Genomic DNA, 25,030 nt, shown 5'->3' on the forward strand with positions numbered 1-25,030 from the left:
AAGGGTTTTTAAATACTCGATACTACTCATCCCCTAAAATCCCTCAGAAGCGATTTCTGGCGTTAATAACTCGATGATCCTTTATCACCACCATTAGAGCGGTGACAAAAAAAGCCTGCAAATCTCACAAAGATTTGCAGGCTTAGCAATCAGCTTATTCGATTGACGTTAGAACGTACGAACAGGTGTGATGAGCTGGATGAAGTTATCGCCGTCTTCACTTGGAACCAATGTAAAGGGTCGTAAAGCCGACGTAAAGCTCAGCTTAATTTGTGATTGGCCAAATGAACGTAACGCATCTTTTAAATAGTCGGGGTTAAATGAGATTTCCAAATCATTACCGGCTAACGTGACCACTGACAGGTTTTCTTCAACCGCCCCGACGTCAGGCGAATTACCAAAAATTGTGGCCAAATGTTCATTCGCTTTCAACGTCAACTTAACGACATTGTTACGACTTTCATGTGACAGCAGTGAGGCACGCTCAATCGCTGATAGTAGCGAAGGGGCGGGAATCTCCATTGTCGTCTCGGATTCACTGGGAATCAACCGTGAGGTATCAGGGTAGTTGCCCTCTAGCAAACGAGAATAAAATGCCGTGTCACCTAACATAAAGAGCACTTGGTTCTCTGATAAACGCATTTTAACATCTTGGCTATCCTCGTTAATCATTCTTGATAATTCAACTAGCGATTTACCAGGAATAATCACGTCATGTGTCTCAGCGGCAGCTTCTGGTAAGGTAACTTTTCGTTGACTTAACCGATGGGAATCAGTGGCAACTGCCATAAACTGATCACCGTTAAGCGTGAAGTGAACCCCGGTTAAGATCGGACGACTTTCTTGATTAGAGACGGCAATAACCGTGGTATTAATGATATCTCGAAAGACATCTCCGGCAAGGTTAACTTCATCTGTACCATCAATTTCTGGTAAGTGCGGATATCCATTGGCGTCTAAACCATTGATCGTAAATGCCGCTGCGCCAGATGTGATATTAGCCTGAAACCCTTCTTTAACAGTGATGGTCATCGTTGCTTCGGGCAGCCGTTTAACAATTTCACTAAAGAAGCGAGCTGATAATACAATTTGGCCAGGTTCTTCAACGGTCAATTCAGTGGCATCGTCATCACCACGTAACGTGGTTTCAATGGAAATGTCAGTATCTGACCCGGTAAAAATAATTTCACGATCTGTAACGACCAATTTTAACCCGGTAAGAATTGGAATTGTCGTCTTTGTTGAAATGGCTCGTGAAACGTCATTAAGTTTTTTAATGAACTGTTGTCGATTGACTGTAAATTTCATTTCAATGCCCCCAAATGGTTATGTAAATGTGGGGCAAAGCCCCATTACTTAATTTAATTATAAAGACAGTAGTAGTAGTAGAGCATGTGGAAGCTGTGGATAACTGAAAAGTAATTGATGAGCCTAAGTTTTCCCCATGTGGATAACTCGAGGAAAACAACCCACCTTTTTGCTGACTTTTCCACAGCCAAAGCAAAGCTCAACTTTAATCATACGCTAGTTATTAACGCCGTTGTATCTCAATTTTAAGCTGTTGGATATTTTCAGATAACTTTGGATCAGATGTTAACGCGTCCGCAATCTTATCACACGAGTGTAATACTGTCGTATGATCCTTGCCACCAAAGGCCTTACCGATTTTTGGCAAGGATGAATTGGTCAGCTCGCGAGCTAAATACATCGCAATTTGACGCGGGACTACAATCTCTTTCATCCGCTTTTTGCCTTTTAAGTCGACGACATTAACATCGAAATAGGCAGCAACTTTTTGTTGAATTAATTCAATCGTCAAAGTTGGTTTGTTTTCTAGGTTCAAACTCTTCAACGCCTTATGGACCAAGTCTTCATCAATCTCATGATGTTGTAATTTAGAATAAGCTTGGACGCGTGCTAATGCGCCTTCTAATTCACGCACATTACTATTTACCTGACTGGCAATGATACTTAGAGCGTCATCAGGAATTTGGATCTGTTCACGATCAGCTTTATTACGCAAAATGGCAATCCGAGTTTCTAAATCCGGAGCAGTGATATCAACAGACAGTCCCCATTTAAAGCGACTGACTAAGCGATCTTGCAACTTAGGAATATCATTTGGCAAACGATCAGAGGTAAGTACGATTTGTTTGCTGTTGTTATACAACTGTTCAAATGTATGGAAGAATTCTTCTTGGGTTCCTTCTTTATCGGCAAAAAATTGAATATCGTCTACCAGTAAAAGGTCAACATACCTGTATTTCTGGCGGAATTGTTCCTGGGTCTTGTCACGAATGGACATCACCATATCATTGGTAAATTCTTCACTAGTGACATACATGACGTTGGTATTAGGGTTGGCAGCGATCATGGCATGACCAATTGCTTGCATCAAATGAGTTTTGCCTAAGCCAACGCCACCATATAAAAACAATGGATTGTAGAGGGTTCCAGGTTCTTCAGAGACTGCTTGGGCAGCCGCATTAGCCATTTCGTTTCCTTTACCAATAATGAAGGCGTCAAAAGTGTACTTATCATTAAGTGAATTTTGCCGTCTTACCGTGCTGGTAGGGACTGATTTAGGCGTCATTGTGGTTTCAGGATCGGGCGTAGCCGGTACTTGGCCGGCAATGACGTATTCAGGTTCCAATTCTGCCTGAAAGTCAGAATACGCAAATTCAACGAGCTTTGGCGTTAATGTGCGCTCCCAGTAGTCTTTATGTAATTGTGAAGGAACTTGTAGGCGGAAATGTGGTGCCTGAAATGAGATCGGCTCAGCCGATGCAACCCATGTGTTGTAGGTTACGGAAGAAAGATCAGCTTGAAAGCTTTTTTTCAAACCGGCCCATAGTGTATCTTTGTCAACCACAGCGATGCCTCCTAAAGATAATGTCAGACGGAATAAAATTGAATTAAGAAAACCATCTGACTAATTCGCCTAAATCAAAATCTGCAGAATCAACTTTAGCATGAAGAAAACAAGTTTTCCACAGGTGGAGGCAGGTAAATCGAAAATGTTCCACAGGCTAGGGGATTAGTTTTCCACAGGAGCGGGAATTCAGCGAATTTTGTCGCTGTGAAACAAGTTTTCCACCGGCCGTTGTGATTAAAAAGGACTGAGAATAAAGGCCTTACAAAAGTTATCCACAAATAAAATCGACCATGTGGATAACTTTAATAACAGCCTGTTATTTCGTGGATTCGCTTGTCGATATCCGGTGTTTTGGTTAAAATGCAGCCGTAGTTTTCCCTGAACTTGTGGATGGGGTGTGGATAACTTTAACGGGTTAATCGACTGATTTTAAAAATCAAGATCGTTAAAACAAAAATTCATTGTTTTCAAGCGAGGTCGACTATGATATTATGTTTAAGAATTGCACGAGTTATTTCGTGCGCTAATTTTTGAATTAGGTCAGTCAGCAAGAACGCTGGATATCCGAGTGGGTCGTCCCGCAGGTATCTGTGGCATGACGATCCCATAAAGGAGGTGCAAATCACATGAAAAGAACTTACCAACCGAAGAAACGTCACCGCGAGCGTGTTCACGGTTTCCGGAAACGGATGAGCACAAGTAACGGCCGTAAGGTGTTAGCACGTCGGCGCCAAAAGGGCAGAAAAGTATTATCTGCATAAAAACAGGCCACTGAGTTATTCAGTGACCTTTTTTATTTCTAACTGACTGGATTTAAGGCATGGAGGAGATGAGGACCCGTGAGAAAGTCTTACCGGATCAAAAAGGAAAGTGAATTTCAAACGGTCTTTGAAACCAGAAATTCCGTGGCTAACCGGCAATTTGTTATCTATACTTTAGCTAAGCCACAACAACCGCATTTTCGAGTGGGAATTTCGGTTGGGAAGAAAATTGGTAACGCGGTTCATCGTAACTGGGTTAAGCGGCGCATTCGTCAATCATTATTAGAGTTAAAACCAATGCTGCGCCAAGACGTTGATTTCTTAGTGATTGCTAGACCATCTGCCGATGGGTTATCAATGGTAGATACCAAGCGAAATTTAGTTCATGCATTACGGTTGGCCAAATTACTAGCTGCTGAGTAAAAAACCATTTAGACTTTAAAATTAAAAGATGAGGAAAACATCGTGAAACAACGCGAACATCGAGCCAGTAAAAAGAGCCGTCGCGGACTAGCATTAACGTTAATTGCCACGGCCAGTTTGTTTCTAGCTGCGTGTGGAAAACAAGCGATTACAAGTCATAGTACTGGTTTTTGGGATCATACGATCCTATACAATATGAGTCAATTTATTATCTGGCTAAGTAAGTTCGGTGGCTATGGGATGGGGATCATTTGGATCACCTTAATCATCCGAATTATTATCTTACCGTTAATGATTTATCAAACGCGTTCCATGCGGAAAATGCAAGAGATTCAACCGCAAATATCTGCATTACAGAAGAAGTATTCTTCTCGAGATGCGGCAACACAACAGAAATTGCAAGAAGAAACGCGAAAATTATATGCAGAAGTTGGCTATAATCCTGTTTCAGGCTGTTTGCCGATGTTAGTGCAATTGCCAGTTATCTGGGCGTTGTATCAAGCAATTTATCGGACTGAAGTGTTAAAGACCGGGAACTTCTTGTGGATGCACTTAGGTGATCGAGACCCATACTTCATTTTGCCGATTTTAGCTGCATTATTCACCTGGGTGAGTTCTTGGTTAAGCGTTAAGAGTCAGCCAGAGACTAACTCAATGAACGCTGTCATGGTCTGGGGGATGCCGGTGATTATCTTCTTCACCGCGTTGTCGGTTCCAACCGCGTTGTCGTTATATTGGGTGATTTCAAATGCTTTCCAAGCGGGTCAGACGTTATTAATTCAGAATCCTTGGCAAATTAATCGTGAACGAGCTGCGAAACAAGCTGCTAAAAAAGCGCAGGAGCAGGCGCGTCAACGTGCAATTAAAAAAGCCCGTCGTTCTCGGCGGCGGTAACAGAGGTTTATAAGTCTTGAACAAGTAGCCCCAACCTCCTTTTTTAGGAGGTTGGGGCTACTTGTTTAAGTCATTACTGGAATTGTTAAAAAATTGTTTATTAGATATCTTTGAGGTATCCGTTAATAGTGTTGAGCAAGAAGTCGATGTTTGATTCTAGGTTATCAACATTTTCTCGCGGAAAGACGGTTAGAATTTGTTTGGCTAATTCTTGCAGCCGAGCATACCAAGCGTCGAAGATTTCAGTTCCCTTAGGCAGAAGCGTTAAATTATGCACTCGCCGATCAGTTAAATCTTCAGATTGTTGTACCAATTCAAGCCGCATCAGTGCAGTAATACGAGTCGATAACAGAGGACTAGAGATCCTAAACATACGACTTAATTTTGAGGAAGTAACATTGGGTTCGAGACCAATTTCAGTAATTAGTAAAATATCGCGAAGACTGAGTTTAGTTAAATTCGCGGCACCTACATTCACTTTTTGCAAGGCGTAAATGTCGGTTAAATGGCCATGGATAAGTAATGTGGTCAGCCGATCGATGTCAGCTTGTGAAGGTTGAACTGTTTTTGCCAATAGAATTGCACTCCTAACTTTTTACGAAAATTCTCTAGATATTATAAAAAATAAAAGTATTTTTAGTATCACGTTGGTTAAAGAATAGCCGCTGATTATTAATAGTTCAAGACGACTTGCCTTACAAACGTGTGACAAGAACAAATATTATCACATTTGACCGTTCAATGGGAATAATTTTCTATTTTGAACCTAAAACGGAACAACTTATTATTAACATTGACGTTTTCGTTGACGATTTGTCTATGGGGCAATTTAATTTTGGGTGATTGATTATAAACCTGAACGATCTTCAGTAGTTTTGTTTATGAACGATACATACACTTATGAGGAAATTAACGTTGAACGGGGCAGCTTGCTACAAAGGAAGTCCGTTTCAGCACTTTTTTTGACGTCATTCTTAGAAATGAATGCGCTAGTTAAAACAAAGACCATAACGACATTAGTTCAGACAGGCCTTATGGGGGGTGTGTGGTTAACTTTGGGTTAATTTCGGTGGCTTGGTATAATCAGCATAACGTAATCAATTTATCTCAACGGGTTAACAACTGAATTTATTTTGCCATTAGCTGGATTAATTAATACTGTTTTACTTGTATTCGGTAATTTAGCGCGATTCTGATATGCAAGGTAATTCATTAGGCTTATACGGAGGAAACAAGATGTTAAAGGATAAACAGATTGCTGTCTATATTACTGGCGGAATTGCTGTCTATAAAGCGGCGGAGGTTGTTCGGGGCTTAATTAAACAAGGCGCTAAGGTGAGAGTCGTAATGACCAAAAGTGCGACTGAATTTGTCACGCCTCAGACATTTGCCGTTTTGACCAAACAGCGTGTATTGGTTGACTTATTTGACCAGGCCACCAACCAATTGGTGCCGCATATCGAATTAGCTGATTGGTCAGATTTAGCTGTTGTCGTTCCGGCCACGGCCAACGTCTTGGCTAAATTAGCTAATGGCCTCGCTGATGATGCAGTGACGGCTGCTTTGTTAGCGACCACCGCTCCGAAATTAGTTATTCCAGCAATGAATGAACATATGTGGCAGGCACCTGCAACACAGCGCAACTTAGCGCAGTTGCGGCAAGATGGCGTGATCATTTTGGAACCCACTGTAGGGATGTTGGCAGAAGGATATGTCGGCCGCGGACGTTTACCTGAAGTAGCAACGATTGTTGACTTTATCCGCCATCAAGTTGCTTTAATGAATGGTCAGTTGCAGGGGCGGACAGTGTTGGTGACTGCTGGCGGAACTAAAGAGCGATTGGATCCAGTTCGTTTTATCAGCAATGATTCATCTGGCAAAATGGGCTATGCGTTAGCGAGCGCTGCTGCCGATCAAGGAGCAAAAGTCATTCTAGTCAGTACGATTCATGATCGAGCAATTCCGGCAGGCGTGACATTAGTGCAGGTAGAAAGTGCGCAAGAAATGTTAACGGCCATTCAGCAACGATTTGCGACACTGGATGTGATTATTATGGCGGCGGCAGTTGCTGATTTTCGTCCAGCAACCGTTGCCGAACAAAAGATCAAAAAAACGACGGACAATGATCGAATGAGCTTGTCATTAATTAAAAATCCGGACATTTTGAAAACATTAGCCAGACAGCGTGAGCAACAAGTGATGGTTGGGTTTGCAGCTGAAACACAGCAATTAATTGAAAATGCCACGCACAAGTTAACTGAGAAGCAGTTAGCGATGTTGGTGGCAAATGATGTTTCTAAAAAAGATCGTGGATTTAATGCTGACACAAATGAAGTAACAATTTTACGTCCTCATCAAGCACCGGAAGCGTTACCGATGATGAGTAAAACCGCTTTGGCGGAAGCCTTGATTGAACGAATTTTACCTTTATTACCTTAAAAAAATGATTTTTTTAAGTTTCATTCGTTGTCCATGCTACAATAAACTCAAGTTTTTGGTTGAGACTTGGAGGGATTACCGTGACGCAGTATCAAGGAGCAACAGTCGAAGCAGCCATTCAAAATGGATTGAAAAAGATTCAAATTAGTCGGGATCAAGTTACGGTGACGGTAATTAGTGAACCTGTTCACGGTTGGTTTGGACGGCTTAAACAACCGGCAATTGTGGATTTGACGATTAAACCCATTCAAGTGACTAATTTAAGTCAAAGTGCCGACATTCAAGAAGCAAGTGATATATCAAGCCAGTCAGCAGGAGTCAGTGCCGTTCGACCGACGACTAAACATTCAGTTAGTGATGCTCTTCGACCGCCCCGCCCCGCAGTAACTAAACGGGCTGAAGAGTTAGAACGGGACGTTGACGCTCAAGCGGATGTTCGCCGGCGTGAAGGTGATCATCCACATCCAACGCAAACACCATTGTCGCCAGCAGCATTACGGGAACGCCAACAGACAAATCAAGCGAAAGTGGATCAGAGTATGGAAGCGTTAGCCAATTATTTGCTAACATTACTAGATCAAATGGGCATTGAGGCTGAGGTAGATGCTGAAGCAGATCATCGAAGCGCTATTTTGACGTTTACAACGCAACAAGAAGGTCTCTTGATTGGGCGTCATGGGCGAACGATAAACGCCCTGCAAGTTTTAGGAACCACGTTCATGCTTCGTTTGGGCCTTCAACATTTTGATTTGTTGCTTGATGTAGCTGGTTATCGAGACCGACGCGCTAATACTTTAAGACGTTTGGCAGATAACACAGCGCGTGAGGTTATCGCGAGTGGCGAACCGGCTTTGCTTGATCCAATGCCAGCCTTTGAGCGTAAGGTGATTCATACTGAGTTAGCACACCATGATTATGTGGTCACAAGTTCGCAAGGCCGTGAGCCACGACGGGCCGTGGTTATTTCACCACGGTAGCCGGATTTAAGGTAAATGATATGAATTTCTGCTTACTGATGTAAACGCGCTCGCCAGACCCGAGTCCTGTGCACAACCAGCAATCACTACCGGGTGAAATGCGCCCAATTACGATTGTTCATTGTTGCTCGAGATCACCCGTGATGACTCATATTCTGGCGTAAACGCGCTCGCCAGGCCTGAGTCCTGTGCACAACCAACAATCACTAACGGGTAAAACCCACCCGTCCGTGATTGCCAGTTGTTGCTCGGACTCAAAACTGCCTGGCTCACGCTCTGTTCTAAAACAGAAGTAGTTGACAAATGGCAACGACGCTTTTAAGATGAACACATTCAAAACAAACGATTAGAGTTAAAGTAGTCAAAGTGCTTTGCTCACGTGTAACGACGCGTGAGGTGGCACTTTTTTTATGCCGTGAAATAGGTCACATAAGGAAGTCGAGGAAATATGTCACAAACAATTACTGAGTTTGATACGATCGCAGCGATTTCCACGCCGCCTGGTGAAGGGGCAATTTCAATTGTACGTTTAAGTGGTGAAGCGGCTTTATCAACTGCGCAGCGGGTTTTTAAAGGACGTGATTTGGCGCAGGTTGCGAGTCATACTATTAATTATGGACATATTATTGACCCGGACACTGACGAAGAAGTCGACGAAGTGATGGTGTCAGTCATGCGGGCACCCAAGACGTTTACTAGAGAAGATGTCATTGAAATCAACTGTCATGGTGGGATTGTGGCGACAAATCGTATTTTGCAACTGTTGCTAAGTCATGGTGCTCGGTTAGCCGAACCAGGTGAATTCACGAAACGAGCTTTTTTAAACGGACGAATTGATTTGTCCCAAGCCGAAGCCGTGATGGATTTAATCCGGGCCAAGACCGACCGTTCAATGAAAGTGGCATTAAACCAATTGGATGGTAATTTGTCAACTTTGATTCGGCAGTTACGCCAAGATATCTTGGATGTTTTAGCACAGGTAGAAGTTAATATTGACTATCCCGAATATGACGACGTTGAAACGATGACCACTAAGTTATTGTTGGAAAAAGCACAAGATGTGAAAGTCCGCATTGGTGAGCTGTTAGAAACGGCCCAGCAAGGTAAGGTACTTCGTGAAGGGTTGGCAACGGCGATTGTCGGCCGACCCAATGTTGGTAAATCGAGTCTTCTAAATCATCTACTTCATGAAGACAAAGCAATCGTGACTGACGTGGCCGGAACGACGCGAGATGTCATTGAAGAATATGTCAACGTGAAGGGCGTGCCCTTGAAGCTGGTAGATACCGCGGGAATTCATGAGACAGATGACAAAGTCGAAAAAATTGGTGTTGAACGATCTAAACAAGCGCTTGCCACTGCAGATTTAACGTTACTAGTCATCAATGGTAGTGAATCGTTAACGAGTGAAGATCGCGAGCTGATTGAGGAAACGACTGGTCAAAAACGAATCGTCATTTTAAATAAAACGGACCTTCCTCAACAGGTCGATTTAGCTAATTTACAAATGCTCGTCGGCGATGATAGTGTAATCGGAACCTCTGTTTTGACGAATGACGGCTTGTCACAACTTGAAGATCAAATTGCCACGCTATTTTTTGGTGGTATTGAAAATAGTCAAACGACGGTGATGGTAACTAACGCGCGGCACATTGGGTTGTTGAAGCAGGCATCAGCTGCATTAGACGATGTGATGAGTGGCATTGCGGCAGGGATGCCAGTTGATTTAGTCCAAATTGACATGACACGGGCCTGGGATTTGCTCGGCGAGATTACAGGAGATTCAGTTCAGGATGAATTGTTAACGCAATTGTTTTCCCAATTTTGTTTAGGAAAATAGTCTGTTTCACATGAAACAATTCGATTAAATATTGGCGTGGAAGCGAAAGGGTAAACTAGATGATTTCAAAAGGAAAGCCATATCAGGCGGGCGCCTACGATGTGATTGTTGTCGGCGCTGGTCATGCTGGTTCTGAAGCAGCACTAGCTGCTGCCCGAATGGGTAATAAAACATTATTAATGACAATTTCATTGGAAATGGTTGCTTTTATGCCATGTAATCCATCAGTAGGTGGCCCGGCTAAGGGAATCGTCGTTCGTGAAATTGATGCGCTAGGCGGCGAAATGGCACATAACATTGACAAAACGTATGTCCAGATGCGGATGTTAAACACGGGTAAAGGCCCGGCAGTACGTGCTTTACGTGCGCAAGCTGATAAACATGCTTATCATGAAGAAATGAAGCTAACAATGGAAAAGGAACCTAATTTAACCTTGCGGCAAGGTGTCGTTACTTCACTGTTAGTCGAAGATGGTATCTGTCAAGGTGTCCAAACGGCAACGGGTGCTCAATATCGTGCCAAATCCGTTGTTTTGACTGCTGGGACTGCCTCACGCGGTAAGATCATTATTGGCGAGTTGATGTACTCATCAGGCCCGAATAATTCTCAACCATCTATTGAATTATCGGAGAATCTCGAAGCGTTAGGGTTTGATTTGGAACGATTTAAGACGGGAACGCCACCGCGGGTAGATGGTGGGACGATCCACTATGATGAAACCGAAGAGCAACCTGGTGATGAACAGCCAAATCATTTTAGTTTTGAGACACCAGATGCAAATTATTTAACCGTTGCGAACCAGTTAAGCTGTTGGTTGACTTATACCAACGAACATACGCATGACATTATTCGTGAGAATTTATCGCGGGCTCCGATGTTCTCTGGTGTCATCGAAGGGGTTGGACCACGTTATTGCCCATCGATTGAAGACAAAATTGTTCGTTTTGCGGACAAAAGTCGTCATCAATTATTTTTGGAACCCGAAGGCCGTCGTACAGATGAATGGTATGTTCAAGGGTTGTCAACCTCGATGCCAGAGGAAATCCAGCAACAGATTGTTCACTCGATTAAGGGGCTTGAAGATGCAGAAATGATGCGTCCAGGTTATGCGATCGAATACGACGTGGTCGCGCCGTATCAACTGCGGAATACGTTAGAAACAAAGCTCATTAAGAATTTATACACCGCGGGTCAGATGAATGGCACCTCAGGCTATGAAGAGGCTGCCGGACAAGGATTGATTGCCGGCATTAATGCGGGTCGCCGTGCCTTAGGTCAAGCTGACTTTACGTTAAAGCGGTCTGATGCTTATATTGGTGTCATGATTGACGACTTGGTGACTAAGGGTACGAAAGAACCTTATCGACTATTAACGAGTCGGGCCGAATATCGATTGATTTTGCGGCATGATAATGCAGACTTACGTTTAACGGCGATGGGGCACGAATTGGGTTTAATTAGTGAAGATCGTTTTGCTCAATTTGAAGCGAAACAGGCGGCGATTGATGCGGAACTGACACGCCTGCAACAGGTCCGTGTAAAGCCTACGCCTCAGGTGAATGCTTGGTTGGCTGAACATGATGACGCACCATTAAAAGATGGCGTGTTGGCGGCCGACTTTTTACGGCGACCAGAAGTCACTTATCAAGACTTGTTACAATTTATTCCTGAACCAGATCAGCCATTGGATCATCGGGTGATCGAGCAAGTTGAGATCGAATTAAAGTATGCTGGTTACATCAAAAAGGCCGAGGAAAAAATCGCCAAGTTAAAGCGCATGGAAGCTAAAGCCATTCCTGCTAATATCGATTATGAAGCAATTGAGGGATTAGCCACTGAAGGTCGGCAGAAGTTACTGAAAATTCAGCCAGAAACACTGGCTCAAGCGAGTCGGATTTCAGGGGTCAACCCCGCAGACATTGCGATTCTCTCTGTTTATATTGAACAGGGACGGATTGCTAAAGTTGCGAAGTAGCAAGATTCATAGATTAATAACATTGTTATAGTGGTGTCTCGTTTCCGTTTGGAAATTGAGATGCCTTTTTGTGTTTGCTTCCTTGGCCTAGCTAGCCATAATCACTATCAGTTTATTATGATCGTTAAAATAAAAATGATATACTTTTTGTTGTACATTAATCAAAGCATTACTTGATGCTTAAGTTTATAGCATGGATAATTTAGTTAAAATTAAGTGCAACCAGCATTTTGGTTTCACGTGAAACAACGGGGATTACATATGTCGATCAAAAAAAGCTTAGCCATCGGACTGATAGGTATAGGGATGTTGTCAAGTGGCAAGGCTGGAGTGGTTGTCGTGCATGCTGATCGTCCAACCCAAACACAACAAGCACAAGCAACGGCACCACAACCAACAAATCCACAATTAACGGTGCCGCAGCAAGTAGCTAAGTTTAAACAATTATTGCAGCAAAATAACTGGGTAGGAACTGCTTTAATGGTTCGTCATGGCCAGGTGGTCTACTATCAAGCTTCAGGGTATGCCAATGTGGCTAAAAAAATTAAAAATACCACTAGAACACAATATTTGATTAATTCGACACAAAAATCGATGACGGCAGCGATTGTAATGAAGGTGATCGCTAATGGTCAGCTAAATATGACAGATCGGCTAAGCCAATGGTATCCCAAAGTGCCAAACGCTAAAAATATCACAATTCGACAAATGCTGGATATGACGACTGGACTAGAAGGGCCTACTGCTACAACTAAAAAGGCTTTGCCTGCCGCTAAAGAGGCGACTTATCTATCGCAACACTTAATATTTAATGCGGCTAAATCTGGCAAGTGGGACTACCAGTCAATTAATTACAATTTACTTTGTGGTATTATTCAAAAAAAAACGGGACATGATTATCAATGGTGGTATGAACATGAATTTGTTAAACCACTAGCTTTAAGGCAAACTTCATTTAGTTACCAGCAGAGCCTCACTAAGTCACCGAGACTAGCAGTTGGGTATGCAGGGAATCCTAAAACCAATGCCATTGAATATCGACGGACGAAAGCGACAGACTTTACGGCAGGAAAACAGACACGTGAATTAGGTTCTGGAAATTTGTACATGTCTCCTTTAGATTTATTTCGCGCAGAAGCGGCTATTTGCACAGGACGAATTGTATCAACGGCAGATGTTAACCAATTAAGAACGCCTGGTAGCACTAGTAGTTATGGCGGTGGTGTTTACAATAGGCCAACAGGTTATACCATTGCTAATGGCATTGGTTACGGATTTTCCGACATGTTTGTCATCTCAAATGATGGTCAAAATGGACTTGTGCTGCTTAGCAATCTTTGGCGTCCTAAAGGGCAGGACCAAATGTTTTTCTATCATTTGAGTCAGATGGAGGCTTTTCACCAGTGGTAAGAAACGCTTGATTGCGACTGAAGAAAAAACATTAATTTAAAATGAGCTTGACATGATAAAACAATTAGCGTAGAAATAATGTCAACAAGTTTATCAGCAGGCGAAATGATTAGGGCGGGAACGTGCAAGTCTTCCGTGCAGCGAGCATCACACTTGGTGAAAGTGATGCCAGAAGCGCGCTAGTACCAATGGCTTTATGATCGTTTGTAGTTGCATGAGTAACTACATGGGGCGGCAACCATTATCAATGCACACCATTACTTAATTGTTGATGGTTGGCGAGCGTTTCTGTGAAAATAGGAGCGAATTGTAGAATGGTACCGTGTGAAAGCACTTCTCTGATTGGAGAAGTGCTTTTTTTGTTCTGCGCTGTTCTGTTTTTATGTCGAGCTTGATAAGGTGCAAACGTGTTTCGCCCTGATTTTTTGCTTGGTGATGACTGTTAATTAGAGGGAGGTCAGATTCATGCAACAATCACATGATTTGCGAACAACGGCCGGTGGGGTGACTTATATGTGTCAGGCGAGGTAATTGGCACATGAGTTAATCAAAACGGGGGAATTTTTAAGATGAAACAAACAAAATTATTGGCTTTAATTTCCGCTTCGGCTGTCTTATTAACGGTGACAGCAGCTTGTGGAAATAAACAGCCAGCAGCGCAAGCTACTAAGCATCAAATATTGAAAGTAGTCGTGGCGGCTGAAGTTCCGACCATTGACTCGGCCAAGAGTTACGATGTGGTTAGTGATGATCAAATTTATAATTTCCAACAAGGACTTTATCAACTTGGTAACAAGAATAAGATTATCCCAGCGATTGCGACTAAGTTACCTACAATCAGCCATGACGGGCTCACCTACACGATTCACCTGCGCCATAATGCTAAATGGAGTAATGGAACGCCAGTAACTGCGGCCGATTTTGTCTACGCATGGCAGCGGGTGGTTAATCCTAAGACGGCTTCGCAGAGTGCCTCCAAATTTTTTGATATTGCGAATGCCAAAGACATTTCGCTGGGAAAGAAACCAGTTCGTGAGTTAGGGGTGGCGGCGCATGGCAAGTATGAGTTAACGGTTAAATTGGCGACAGCGAACCCATACTTCCTCAATAGTTTGACGGAAACAAATTTCTTCCCACAGAATAAGGCCTTCGTTGAAAAGGCAGGTAAGAAATACGGCAGTTCGGCTAAGTATATGCTTGCTAATGGACCGTTTGAATTGAAAGATTGGACGAGTACGAGTCTAAAATGGCATTATGTAAAAAATCCAGATTACTATGGTGCAAAAAAGGTCCACTTGGCGCGGATTAATGAGTCCGTGGTTAAGAGCACCTCAAGCGCGACCGATTTATACAACAGCAAAGCGGCCGATGTGATCCCATTATCTGGTGATTTTGTTAAACAGTATCAAAATAAACCTGGTTATAAAAAGGTTTCGACGTATGGGGTGTCGAATATCGAAATTGATTTAACTAATGAGCAACATCCTGAATTGGCTAATCGTAATTTCCGAAAAGCACTCTTCTATGCGGTTAATCGTCAACAGTTTACTCAAGACATTTTACAAGATGGTTCAACACCTAATACAGGCTACCTAGCCCGAGGAAACACGGTTAATCCGAAAACAGGGAAGGATATTAATGATGAGTTAGGTAAGGAAACCTATTACAATCGGACCAAGGCCCGTCACTATTTGAAATTAGCGCAAGATCAGTTGCACCAAAAGACATTTACGTTAAAGCTGCAGAGTGCAGATACTGATACTGGCAAACGGGTGACTGAGTATTTGCAATCAACATTGTCGAAAAATCTTCCTGGCGTCAAAATCGAGACGCAAAACATTCCAGCTAAGAATTTGTTTGCTTCGTTGATGTCTTATAACTTCCAACTTACGACAGGCGGTTGGGAAGCAGAGGCCGATCCAGCAGTCGTGTTGGAACAATTTACAACTGGCTACGCGCACGATCATGGTGGCTACAGCAATCCAACATATGATCGGCTCATCAAAGATGCTGAAGGCAAGGACGCGGCGAACGCGTCCAAACGTTATCAAGACCTTAAGCAGGCGCAACAAATTTTGCTCAATGATGCTGTTGTAATTCCGCTGTATCATTCTGCCAATAGTTATCTCATAAATCCACAGGTGAAAGGCATTCAGACCCATTCATTCGGACAAATACTAGATTTTACGAACGCTTACTTTAAAAAATAGCGAGCAAAATTGTATCGAAGTATAATTAAAGATGACGCCATTTCCAAAGAAATTCAGGAAATGACGTCATTTTTGGTGAGCTGCGTCAGCCTGATCCTTGCTAGTGCTCGGAATCGAAGCGGCTGACTGCACTCTGAGTTAATTTGGCTTAGTTTTTTGGTGTTGGATCGTCTTGCTCTTGCTCAATGATGTCATGACCGACCCGGTCCATAATCCGGCGTAATTCATTGGCATCGTGTTCACCGATAATGTCTAACCAGTTGGAGAAACGTTGTAAAATAACGGCGTTAATTTTCACGGTGAGTGCTTCACCAGTCGATGTGAGATGTAAATAAAAAATGCGACGATCCACTTCGCTTCTGGCTTGAAGAACATAATTTTGATTCATTAATATTTTGAGTTGTCTGGAAATGGCCCCCTTGGTTACCCCACGTTTTTTGGCCAATTCTGAAACAGCCAATTGTTGACCGTTGGCAAGATCACGCATCATTAAAAATTGCTCAAAAGAGATGCCATATTCTTTCATCGGTTCGGAAACGAGATCACCAATATATTTAAAAGTCGTCATGTAGAGCGAGATATATTGCTCTAACATTGCCTGTTTATCCATGTCGTTAACAAGCCTCGTTATTTTTTAATTTATTGTCGTTTATGATATTGCCATTCTAACATCAGCAAACGGTACTTGACATAGCTATTGGAAAAGTAGATAGTGATACTCATTCAAATAGTATATGCCATATACCGTATACACCATACATTAACAAGGGGCGTTTGAGATGTCAAAAATGAAATCAATGTCACATTGGGTCAAATTAGGCCTTCTAACAATTGGCTTGCCATTAGGCCTGCTAGCTGTATCACTTAGCTTAGTAAAGTATGAACAAGTCCATGAGTTACAACATATCGACGTGGCCTTAGTTGACCACGATAAGGCGGCCGACTTTAAAGGAAAACAAGTTGCGATTGGGAGTGCCGTCCAAAAACAATTGGTAAAAAATCATACGGTGCATTGGCATTTTGTTACTGAAGCCAAGGCGAATCGGGAATTGCGTCAAGGACACTATTTAATGAAATTGACGTTACCTAAAAATTTTTCCAAAAATGTGACGTCGGTTTTAAACCGTCATCCACGCCAAAGTGAAATTCAAGTGGCGTTGTCAGATCATAATAACTTCGCTTCACACATGATTACCAAACAAGTCGCCGATACCATTCGCGGCAATGTGATTCAAAATGTGCAAGTTTCTTATGATCAAGCATTGCTAGGGGTTGTTAAACAAATGGGATCGGGCATTAAACAAGCTCACCATGGCACACAACAGCTCAGTGATGGCGCCAATCAGTTAGACGCCGGCGGCCAAAAGCTTAGTCAAGGATTACGTTTGCTGGCGGATAACATGGTGACATTTAAAGCAGGGAGTGAACAATTAGCTAGCGGTATCGGTACTTATACGGCTGGTGTGAGTCAATTAGCAGTAGGTAATAATCAATTAGCGGCTGGTCTAGGTGCGCTTAATCAGGCGACAGGACCCTTAGGTGTTGGCGTAAGTCAATTAGCAGCAGGTAGCGGACAACTGGCCAATGGTATTAACGCGTACACCAATGGAGTAAGTGCGATCAACAATGGAAACGGTCAGTTGCTAGCCGGATCGGCTAAACTTCGCGACGCATTGGCAGGTGCTGCCGGTGAAATTAATCAAGAATTGGCCGCTGGACAACCGAATCTTAACCGGATAAACGATGGTATTATTCAAGTCAAACAGGGAATTACTGAGCTTAATCAAGGTGTCAATGGGTCGACAGTTAATCTTGATGAAGGCGCGTTGAAACAAGACTTACTTAGTGTCCGTGACGCGGCAACTGGTGCTGGTATGCAATTACAAACTGCTGGTACCAATTTAGGCGTTCTTAACGATAAGGTGTTTTCGACCGGAAATTCGGCCTCTGTTGCCAGTCAATTGACGGTAGCTGGCCGTAATTTAACGGATATTAAAGCGATGATACCAGCCCTCATGAAGAATCCGGCTTTACTCGCTGCAATGAAGCAAGACCCGCAGCTGATGGGCCAGTTGTTGAGTCTATCCAGTAAATTGACGGCTGTGGGGACCTCTGTGGCTAATAGTGGTCAAAGTTTAAGTGAGGGAGGTAACGCGGCACTCCAAATGAAAGCGAGTTTAGGTGCAGCGGGTAACTCGCTGTCAGGCATTTCGGAACCAATGAAAGACGTTCAAAATCAATTGGAGGGTCTCAGTGGACTCGCGCCACAAATTGCCCGACTTAAACAAGGGATTAACCAACTTGCTGATGAGCAACAAGGTGCCCCTGCAGTGTTAAATGGCGCACAGACCGCGATTACAACCTTGCAAAATGGATTAGTGACGGTTGAAACCGCGCTTACACGCCAAGGTAATTCATTAGATACGATGGGTGCTGTCCAAGCGATGAGTCAACTACGTGATGGGCTCAAGCAGGTAGCGGATGGGTCTAATCAATTAGCTACCCAGAATGGCAAGCTCACGAATGGTGCACAAGCAGTTAGTGGTGGTTTGGCCCAATTGAATGACCAGGTGCCAACTTTGACTGCTGGGGTAAATCAACTAGCCGTGGGTGCTCAGCAAGCAGCTGCTGGTGGTCAGCAGTTAACGGCCAATAGTGACAAGCTAAATGATGGGGCAGCAAAACTGACCTCAGGCGCTGGTCAGTTAGGACAAGGTACAAATCAATTGAATGATGGTGCTGGTCAGCTTGGCAATGGCTTGGGTCAACTAAATGGTGGCTTAGGACAATTAAATCTTAAATTGGCAGATGGTAGTCGCCAACTACAAACGATTAATGGTGGTTCTGGTAATGTCAAACAAATGGTGACGCCAATCAGTAATCAAATGCAGCACGATGCATTGAATGGTCCGTTAGTTTCCGTGTTCGCACCAATGCTGGCGTTGTTTATTTCATTTATCGGGGCGTTGATTATCGTCGTTGTTGATCGTCGACGATCAGCAACGTCCGATCAAGCTTTGGGCATGCGCTGGTTGAAAATTACTGGTTTAATTGTTTTACAAGCGGTAGGTACGGTCTTGGTTTTAAAATTGATGGGGGCTACTTTAGCTAATATCATGGTAACCATTGTCCTACTAATCCTTAGTGGCTTAGCTTTTACCGTAATTAATGAGTTATTATTCCGCTGGTTACATGTTTGGGGATTGTTACTAACTGGGTTACTGTTATTCCTGCAACTGATTATTTCTGGTGGTTTACTGCCTAACGCAATGTTGTCGACGATGTATCAGCTCTTGGCTAAAGGTTTACCGGGGACATACTTGTTGCAAGGCCTAGCATACAGCATCAATGGTTTGGCAGTTAATATTTCATCCAGTATTTTGATGTTAGTTGGCTTTATCATCATCTTTGGTTTAGGTCTCCTATTAACGTTTAATCACGATCGAGTGACTGAACCTGAAGCAGTGCAAGACTAGTGACGGATAAATATAATATGAGTTTTTATCAGTGAAATTTGCTGAAAACTGGCTGTTTCCCACTTCGGGAAGCAGCCAGTTTTTTTTCTGATTCAAGGTGTTATTTGATTAGTTTTAAGTAATGAATGAAAAAACAAATCTGGAACAGAAGTTATGATCTGGTTACGCGGTTTAATAAACGTTAAATAAATTGCCACAAGTGCTGAATTTGTTTGCTTTCTTATACATAATAATTACGTTATTTTAATTATTAGATAAATCTTTATAAGGAGTGATGAGATGAAGCCGAAGTATATGATTCACTCGGTCAGTAATGAACAGGTAGGTAACTATGGATGGGGAATTGTCTTGTGTTTGTTACTGCTTTTTGTGGTAAGTATGGCGACGCTTTATGTTGCTTGTCTGCACGACCTTAGACCAATTAGCGTCAGCAAAACATTGCTTATGCAAGGAGTGTGGTACGTCTTAGGAGCCAGCGTTGCAGCGATTGTCATGCGGTTGAGTGAGACACAATTAACTCGGTGGGCGCCGCTTGGTTATTTTTGTGGTTTGGCCTTACTAGTATTGGTTTTATTTTTTTATAGTCGCGCCTATTTTGTGCAAACCGGCGCTAAAAGTTGGTTTGCCTTTGGTCCGGTGACCTTTCAACCAGCAGAAGTCATGAAACCAGTCTTCATTTTGATGATGGCACGCCTATTAGTTAAGGATCATCATAACGGGCCTCATCTTAGTTCAGCAGATGACTGGCACCTCCTAGGTGTCATGGTTTTATATACATTACCGGTTATTGTAATGCTAAAGCTGATTAACGACTTTGGCACTACGATGGTCTTTATGGCGATGTTCGTTGGTTTTCTCATCATATCTCAATGTCGACCTAAATTTTTATGGCGACTGGGACTAATTGGCGGCACTATCGGAGCATTGTTGCTATGGGCGGCCACGTCTAATCGTGGGCAACAACTGTTAAGTTATGTGGGTTTTCAGCCATATCAATTTGCCCGAATAAATGCTTGGCTAAACCCCAGTGGTGATCAGGCTAATCAGAGCTATCAGTTATGGCAAAGTATTAAAGCGATCGGTTCTGGTGGTGTATGGGGTAGCGGTGTTCACCATCTCGTCTATGTGCCTGTTAGAGAATCTGACATGATTTTTTCGGTTGTTGGTGAAGTAACAGGCTTTATTGGCGGGCTCGGTTTGTTAATGATTTTTATGTATTTGTTTTATCTGATTATTCGCTCCGCACTAGTTAGTAAGCGCCTCTTTTATGTCTATGTTGCTACTGGAGTGGTGTCAATGCTGTTATTTCATACTTTTGAAAACATCGGCATGACCATTGGTTTGTTGCCCTTAACTGGGATTCCGCTCCCCTTTATCAGTCAAGGAGGATCAGCATTGATTGGGAACTTCATTGGGATTGGCCTTGTTTTATCTACTCAATACCCAGATGTTCGCTCCATTTTCGCCACGCCAGGGAAGTTTCGTTAAACGGTTGAGGAGGTTGGAAAATGGGTAAAAAGGCACAGCTTGATTTATGGATTGCGATCCCTTACGTGGTATTGAGCCTGATTGGTATTGTGATGGTTTATTCGGCCAGCGTCAATATTGGTGGCTTAAATCTAGCAACGGCGGCCCTACATAAACAAGTCTTTTATGTGTTGTTAGGATTTGGCGTGGCAAGTGGTGGTTACGCGATTAAATTACAAGTACTTCGATCTTGGCACGTACTGTTAGGTTTTGCGGCGGTGGTGACGGGGACGCTTATTTTAGTGTTGCTTGTCGGTGGGACTGTCAACGGGGCTAAAAGTTGGCTGATGATTGGTCCCATCAATGTACAACCTGAGGAGTTTTTAAAACTCTTTATTATTATTTTTTTTGCGAATTATTTGAGTAGCCATCTTGCTTCAAATCAACAACATTATTGGCATCATGTAAAACCAGCCTTGATACTACTTTTTATTCAAGGATTGCTTGTATTGGCTCAACCGGAAACAGGCGGTTTTGCCATTAACATGAGTTGTATTTTAATTATGGTTCTGGCGAGTGGACAATGGCGACATGCACCAACCGTGATTATCAGTGGTTTATTCGCGATGTATATCGTCATGATCGTGGTTTTAGATCATGTGAACGTACACAGTGCTTTTTGGTTACATCATTACCAATTACAACGGTTTGCCGCCTTTGTTGATCCATTTGGTACGCGACGCACGATCGGTAATCAGTTAGTTAATTCCTACTTGGCAGTTAGTAATGGCGGCTTGTTTGGCTGCGGATTAGGTGCAGGTATTCAAAAGCAAGGCTATTTACCTGAGCCTAATACAGATTTTATTCTTGCTGTGATTAGCGAGGAGTTGGGCGCCGTTACAGTCTTGATCATATTAATTATTTTGGGGGTACTTGTCGGTCATCTGATTCGGTTGGGGAATCGATCATCGACGATATTTGAACGATGCTTTTGTTTTGGTTTTGGCACTTGGATCACAGTCCAAACGTTATTTAATGCCGGCGGGGTTATCGGTGCCCTGCCAATAACCGGTGTTACATTGCCATTCATTAGTTACGGCGGCTCTTCAACACTTGCGTTAGCTGGTGGCATTGGCATTGCCCTCAATATATCCCGGCATTATCGGCTTAAATCGGGCAATACTAAATGGTGAGCAGCTAAATTTTCATAATTATTTAATTATAGTAATTATAAAGAAAAAGTAAATAATTGGTAAATTTGGGCACGATTTTGGCGTTTGCCGTTGACGGTCAATTTTTACGGCATTAGGATGGGGCTGTTGATTCCGGAATCAATAATTATTAGGTTGCAATTAGGTGAGGTTACTTTAAGAACATAGGTTATCGCCCAGAAATGTCGAGAGACAGTAATGAGTAAAGCAGAAATTGCCGAATTAAGGCTTTTTCAAGATAACTAGACATGTCTTACGTCTTAAAGTGCTAAAACTCAATGAATGCGCTGGTTTAGATATCGCGGTCCATTTTTGTTTTACGACTCATCAGCTAGTTGTTGCTGATGGGTCGTTTTTGTTTGGCTAGACGGGTCGGTTGCTTGTGCCTAGCTGAGACTTGGCCAGTGTCACAGTCCATGAATGGCTGAGTCTCTACTAGTACTTGAACAACACCTGGCCTGTTTTTCCGTGAGTTTTTGTCTCACCCAAGCGGAGCTTAGCGAAAGAAGGGAATTATCATGATGAGATTACAAGAAACCAAAAAAAGGCACTCCGCTGCGGGTACATTTGTTTTGCTTGGGATTAGTATGGGGCTGCTAGTCATGGTGGGCTGGTGTGTGGCTCGAATGGACGTTCCATTAGGTCAGTTACCTACACAACATTATTTAGATACGGTGCGGCAGGGCAGCTACTTTACCTTAGCCAATTTAGCAGAAGCCTCGTTGAGAACGACGACACGATTGTTTATCGGCCTAATTTGGTCACTATTATTCTCAATTATCTTTGGTGTTCTGGCAGCGCGATGCAAGCCGGCTCGGCACGTCATTTTGCCATTAGTTAATTTATTGGAATCCGTTCCGCTGTTAGGTTTTTTAACATTCACCACAGCGTGGTTCATGGGATTGTTTCCCAATAATGTCCTCGGTGTGGAAGCTGTCGCGACCTTTGGTGTTTTTACCGCTCAGGCATGGAACATCATGCTATCGCTTTATCAATCGCTACGGGTGACTCCACATGAGCTTCTGGAGGTAACTGATCAATTTGGTTGTAATCAGTGGCAACGTTTTTGGCGATTGGAGTTACCTTATGCGACACCGGGAATTTTATGGAATGTCGTCATTTCTCAATCGGCCGCTTGGTTTGCTCTTGTTGCCTGCGAACAAGCATCGGTTGCGGTGCCGCGAACAGAAACATTCATTTTACCGGGGATTGGTTCTTATTTACAGATTGCTTTAGATCGATCTAATTTTGGCGCGGTTCTAAGTGCAGTTGCAGCGATGGTCATTTGTGTTTTGGTCGTAAATGTGCTCATTTTTCAGCCTTTGATTAAAGCGACAGCCAACTACAAATACGGCACTAGTAGTGCGGAATCATTTTCCCCGCAATCAGCTATTTATGATTTATTGAAGGGGGCCAAGTTACCAAGCGACAGCCAACGTTTGGGCCGATCAATCAGAACCTGGTGGCTATTCACGCTACCGCAAACTTGGATCATGAGGCAGATTACAAGAACAATTCGTCGTTTGAAAAGGTTAGCGACACTGTGGACGATCTTATGGTATGGCGTTTTAACCGGGTTAATAACTTGGTTGGCTGTTTTTTTGGCTGGCTATTTAGACTGGCCTAAATGGCAAACCTTGCTTGATTGGACACTGCTGACAACAGGACGCGTCGTGTTAGCTGTGATTATGTCCGCGGTGATTTTCATTCCGTTGGCGATTTGGGTAGCCAGTACGCCTACCCGGTTGAGCCGTATGCAACCAATCGGACAAGTGGTTGGTTCAATTCCATCTGATGTCTATGTACCGATCGTGGTTGTCATCATTGCGGTAACTGGTTCTAGCCATCAATGGTGGGTGTTGCCACTGATCATGACTGGGACGCAGTGGTATTTCTTCTTTAATGTCATTGCTGGCTATCTTGCGATTCCAAATGACATTCATGAGGTCACCCATGTTTTTCACTTAACCGGTTGGCGATGGTGGATCCAATTTCTCATTCCATCCATCTTTCCTTATCTCATTACAGCGATTATTAACGCTGCTGGAGCTGCTTGGAATGCGGATATTGCCGCTGAGTTAATTACATGGGGCACTAAAACATATGCCATTTCCGGTCTGGGTGCTTACGTTGCCAAAAATGTTGATAATAAACCAGCTGAGGCAACCGGTGTCTTGATTATCTGTGGCATGGTTGGCCTTTGCGTCATCTTTGTTTGGCAGCCGCTGTATCGGTTTGCCGAACGACGATTCCATTATTGAGTAAGGAGGGTGTTTGCAATGAAAAACGATGTTTTATTAACAGTGGAACGCGTGTCAAAAACGTTTGTTCAACGGGAACAGGCAGCGGAAAAAACGGTCTTAAATAATATCTGTCTACAGGTGTCAGGACATCAATTTGTCAGTATTTTAGGTCATTCAGGTGTCGGTAAGTCAACGCTATTGCGCATGATTGCTGGGCTGATGCAGCCCACATCTGGTGTTGTGACCTTTGAGCATCAACTTGTAACTGAACCCAGTCGCCGAATGAGTATGGTGTTTCAAAATTTTGCACTCTTTCCTTGGTTAACCGTACGCAAAAACATTTCCTTTGGTTTGGAGGGACAACCAGGGTTAAGTAGGCAAGCGATTAATGACCGCGTAACACAGCTAATCGAATTGATTGGTTTAGTTGGATTGGACGATGTTTACCCTCATGAGTTATCAGGCGGCATGAAGCAACGCGTGGGGTTTGCCCGAGCATTAGCTGTAAATCCAGACTTACTTTTACTTGATGAGCCGTTTTCCGCATTAGATGTATTAATCGGTCAGCAGCTCAGCCAAGACTTCATTCGATTGTGGGAGCAAAATTTACTTCAAACCCAATCCATTATTATGGTGACCCACAATATCGAAGAAGCGGTGCGATTATCGGACGTGGTCTATGTTTTAGGTGGCACACCGGGTGAGGTTGTGCGAGTTTATTATCTCAATCAACCTAGAAACGAACGGACAATGCAACAAATTATGCAGAAAACGATTGAAATCACGAATCAATTTAAACACGATATGCAGTCCGAATAAGAACGGGGG

At 43.1% G+C, this 25,030-nt stretch carries 18 protein-coding genes and 1 riboswitch; of the genes, 14 read left to right on the plus strand and 4 right to left on the minus strand.

From position 1 onward, the window contains the following. Positions 1-168: 168 nt before the first annotated feature. Both dnaN and dnaA read right to left on the minus strand, forming a co-directional pair. On the minus strand, positions 169-1,308 hold the full coding sequence (gene dnaN, locus ACYQ0Y_RS06425) for a DNA polymerase III subunit beta (RefSeq protein WP_407882617.1): 1,140 nt from the start codon (positions 1,306-1,308) through the stop codon (positions 169-171). A 223-nt stretch (positions 1,309-1,531) separates the two neighbouring features. Then, positions 1,532-2,872, minus strand: coding sequence for a chromosomal replication initiator protein DnaA (gene dnaA / locus ACYQ0Y_RS06430; RefSeq protein WP_407882618.1), 1,341 nt, complete (start codon positions 2,870-2,872; stop codon positions 1,532-1,534). A 629-nt stretch (positions 2,873-3,501) separates the two neighbouring features. Between dnaA and rpmH the strand changes: the two genes are divergently transcribed. The 3 genes from rpmH to ACYQ0Y_RS06445 all read left to right on the plus strand — a co-directional run bounded on the left by rpmH (position 3,502) and on the right by ACYQ0Y_RS06445 (position 4,953). Beyond that, positions 3,502-3,636: a 50S ribosomal protein L34 gene (rpmH, locus tag ACYQ0Y_RS06435; protein WP_002828338.1), complete on the plus strand. Its 135-nt coding sequence runs from the start codon at positions 3,502-3,504 to the stop codon at positions 3,634-3,636. Positions 3,637-3,714: 78 nt separating this feature from the next. Then, entirely contained in the window at positions 3,715-4,059 is a 345-nt protein-coding gene (gene rnpA / locus ACYQ0Y_RS06440) for a ribonuclease P protein component (protein ID WP_407882619.1), read from the plus strand. A gap of 42 nt (positions 4,060-4,101) precedes the next feature. After that, entirely contained in the window at positions 4,102-4,953 is an 852-nt protein-coding gene (locus tag ACYQ0Y_RS06445; protein ID WP_407882620.1) for a YidC/Oxa1 family membrane protein insertase, read from the plus strand. A gap of 100 nt (positions 4,954-5,053) precedes the next feature. On the opposite strand, the gene ACYQ0Y_RS06450 is transcribed toward ACYQ0Y_RS06445, so the two are convergent. After that, complete coding sequence (locus tag ACYQ0Y_RS06450; protein WP_407882621.1) at positions 5,054-5,527, minus strand: MarR family winged helix-turn-helix transcriptional regulator; 474 nt, start codon at positions 5,525-5,527, stop codon at positions 5,054-5,056. A gap of 662 nt (positions 5,528-6,189) precedes the next feature. On the opposite strand from ACYQ0Y_RS06450, the gene coaBC reads away from it, so the two are divergent. From coaBC to ACYQ0Y_RS06480, 6 genes are all read left to right on the plus strand, one after another. Continuing rightward, positions 6,190-7,392, plus strand: coding sequence for a bifunctional phosphopantothenoylcysteine decarboxylase/phosphopantothenate--cysteine ligase CoaBC (coaBC, locus tag ACYQ0Y_RS06455; protein ID WP_407882622.1), 1,203 nt, complete (start codon positions 6,190-6,192; stop codon positions 7,390-7,392). An 80-nt stretch (positions 7,393-7,472) separates the two neighbouring features. Beyond that, a complete protein-coding gene (jag, locus tag ACYQ0Y_RS06460) occupies positions 7,473-8,369 on the plus strand; it encodes an RNA-binding cell elongation regulator Jag/EloR (protein ID WP_407882623.1) in 897 nt (298 codons plus the stop codon). Between the two features lie 448 nt (positions 8,370-8,817). Continuing rightward, a complete protein-coding gene (gene mnmE, locus ACYQ0Y_RS06465) occupies positions 8,818-10,209 on the plus strand; it encodes a tRNA uridine-5-carboxymethylaminomethyl(34) synthesis GTPase MnmE (RefSeq protein WP_407882624.1) in 1,392 nt (463 codons plus the stop codon). A 59-nt stretch (positions 10,210-10,268) separates the two neighbouring features. Continuing rightward, a complete protein-coding gene (gene mnmG / locus ACYQ0Y_RS06470) occupies positions 10,269-12,185 on the plus strand; it encodes a tRNA uridine-5-carboxymethylaminomethyl(34) synthesis enzyme MnmG (protein WP_407882625.1) in 1,917 nt (638 codons plus the stop codon). A 261-nt stretch (positions 12,186-12,446) separates the two neighbouring features. Beyond that, positions 12,447-13,595 (plus strand): serine hydrolase domain-containing protein, encoded by a 1,149-nt coding sequence (locus ACYQ0Y_RS06475; protein ID WP_407882626.1) that lies wholly within the window; start codon positions 12,447-12,449, stop codon positions 13,593-13,595. Positions 13,596-14,164: 569 nt separating this feature from the next. Continuing rightward, on the plus strand, positions 14,165-15,805 hold the full coding sequence (locus ACYQ0Y_RS06480) for a peptide ABC transporter substrate-binding protein (protein ID WP_407882627.1): 1,641 nt from the start codon (positions 14,165-14,167) through the stop codon (positions 15,803-15,805). A gap of 148 nt (positions 15,806-15,953) precedes the next feature. Here ACYQ0Y_RS06480 and ACYQ0Y_RS06485 read toward each other — a convergent pair whose 3' ends face one another. Further along, the gene (locus ACYQ0Y_RS06485) at positions 15,954-16,415 is read right to left on the minus strand and encodes a MarR family winged helix-turn-helix transcriptional regulator (RefSeq protein WP_407882628.1); all 462 of its coding nucleotides are present in this window, start codon (positions 16,413-16,415) and stop codon (positions 15,954-15,956) included. A 169-nt stretch (positions 16,416-16,584) separates the two neighbouring features. On the opposite strand from ACYQ0Y_RS06485, the gene ACYQ0Y_RS06490 reads away from it, so the two are divergent. From ACYQ0Y_RS06490 to ACYQ0Y_RS06510, 5 genes are all read left to right on the plus strand, one after another. Further along, on the plus strand, positions 16,585-19,281 hold the full coding sequence (locus ACYQ0Y_RS06490; protein ID WP_459935466.1) for a YhgE/Pip family protein: 2,697 nt from the start codon (positions 16,585-16,587) through the stop codon (positions 19,279-19,281). 279 nt (positions 19,282-19,560) lie between these two features. Next, a complete protein-coding gene (locus tag ACYQ0Y_RS06495; RefSeq protein ID WP_407882630.1) occupies positions 19,561-20,769 on the plus strand; it encodes an FtsW/RodA/SpoVE family cell cycle protein in 1,209 nt (402 codons plus the stop codon). A 20-nt stretch (positions 20,770-20,789) separates the two neighbouring features. Then, positions 20,790-21,941 (plus strand): FtsW/RodA/SpoVE family cell cycle protein, encoded by a 1,152-nt coding sequence (locus ACYQ0Y_RS06500; RefSeq protein ID WP_407882631.1) that lies wholly within the window; start codon positions 20,790-20,792, stop codon positions 21,939-21,941. A gap of 148 nt (positions 21,942-22,089) precedes the next feature. Continuing rightward, positions 22,090-22,252, plus strand: a riboswitch (M-box (ykoK) riboswitch). Positions 22,253-22,477: 225 nt separating this feature from the next. After that, the gene (locus tag ACYQ0Y_RS06505) at positions 22,478-24,220 is read left to right on the plus strand and encodes an ABC transporter permease subunit (protein WP_407882632.1); all 1,743 of its coding nucleotides are present in this window, start codon (positions 22,478-22,480) and stop codon (positions 24,218-24,220) included. Positions 24,221-24,238: 18 nt separating this feature from the next. After that, positions 24,239-25,021, plus strand: coding sequence for an ABC transporter ATP-binding protein (locus ACYQ0Y_RS06510; protein ID WP_407882633.1), 783 nt, complete (start codon positions 24,239-24,241; stop codon positions 25,019-25,021). Positions 25,022-25,030: the final 9 nt, after the last annotated feature.

Source organism: Furfurilactobacillus curtus, assembly GCF_054657915.1.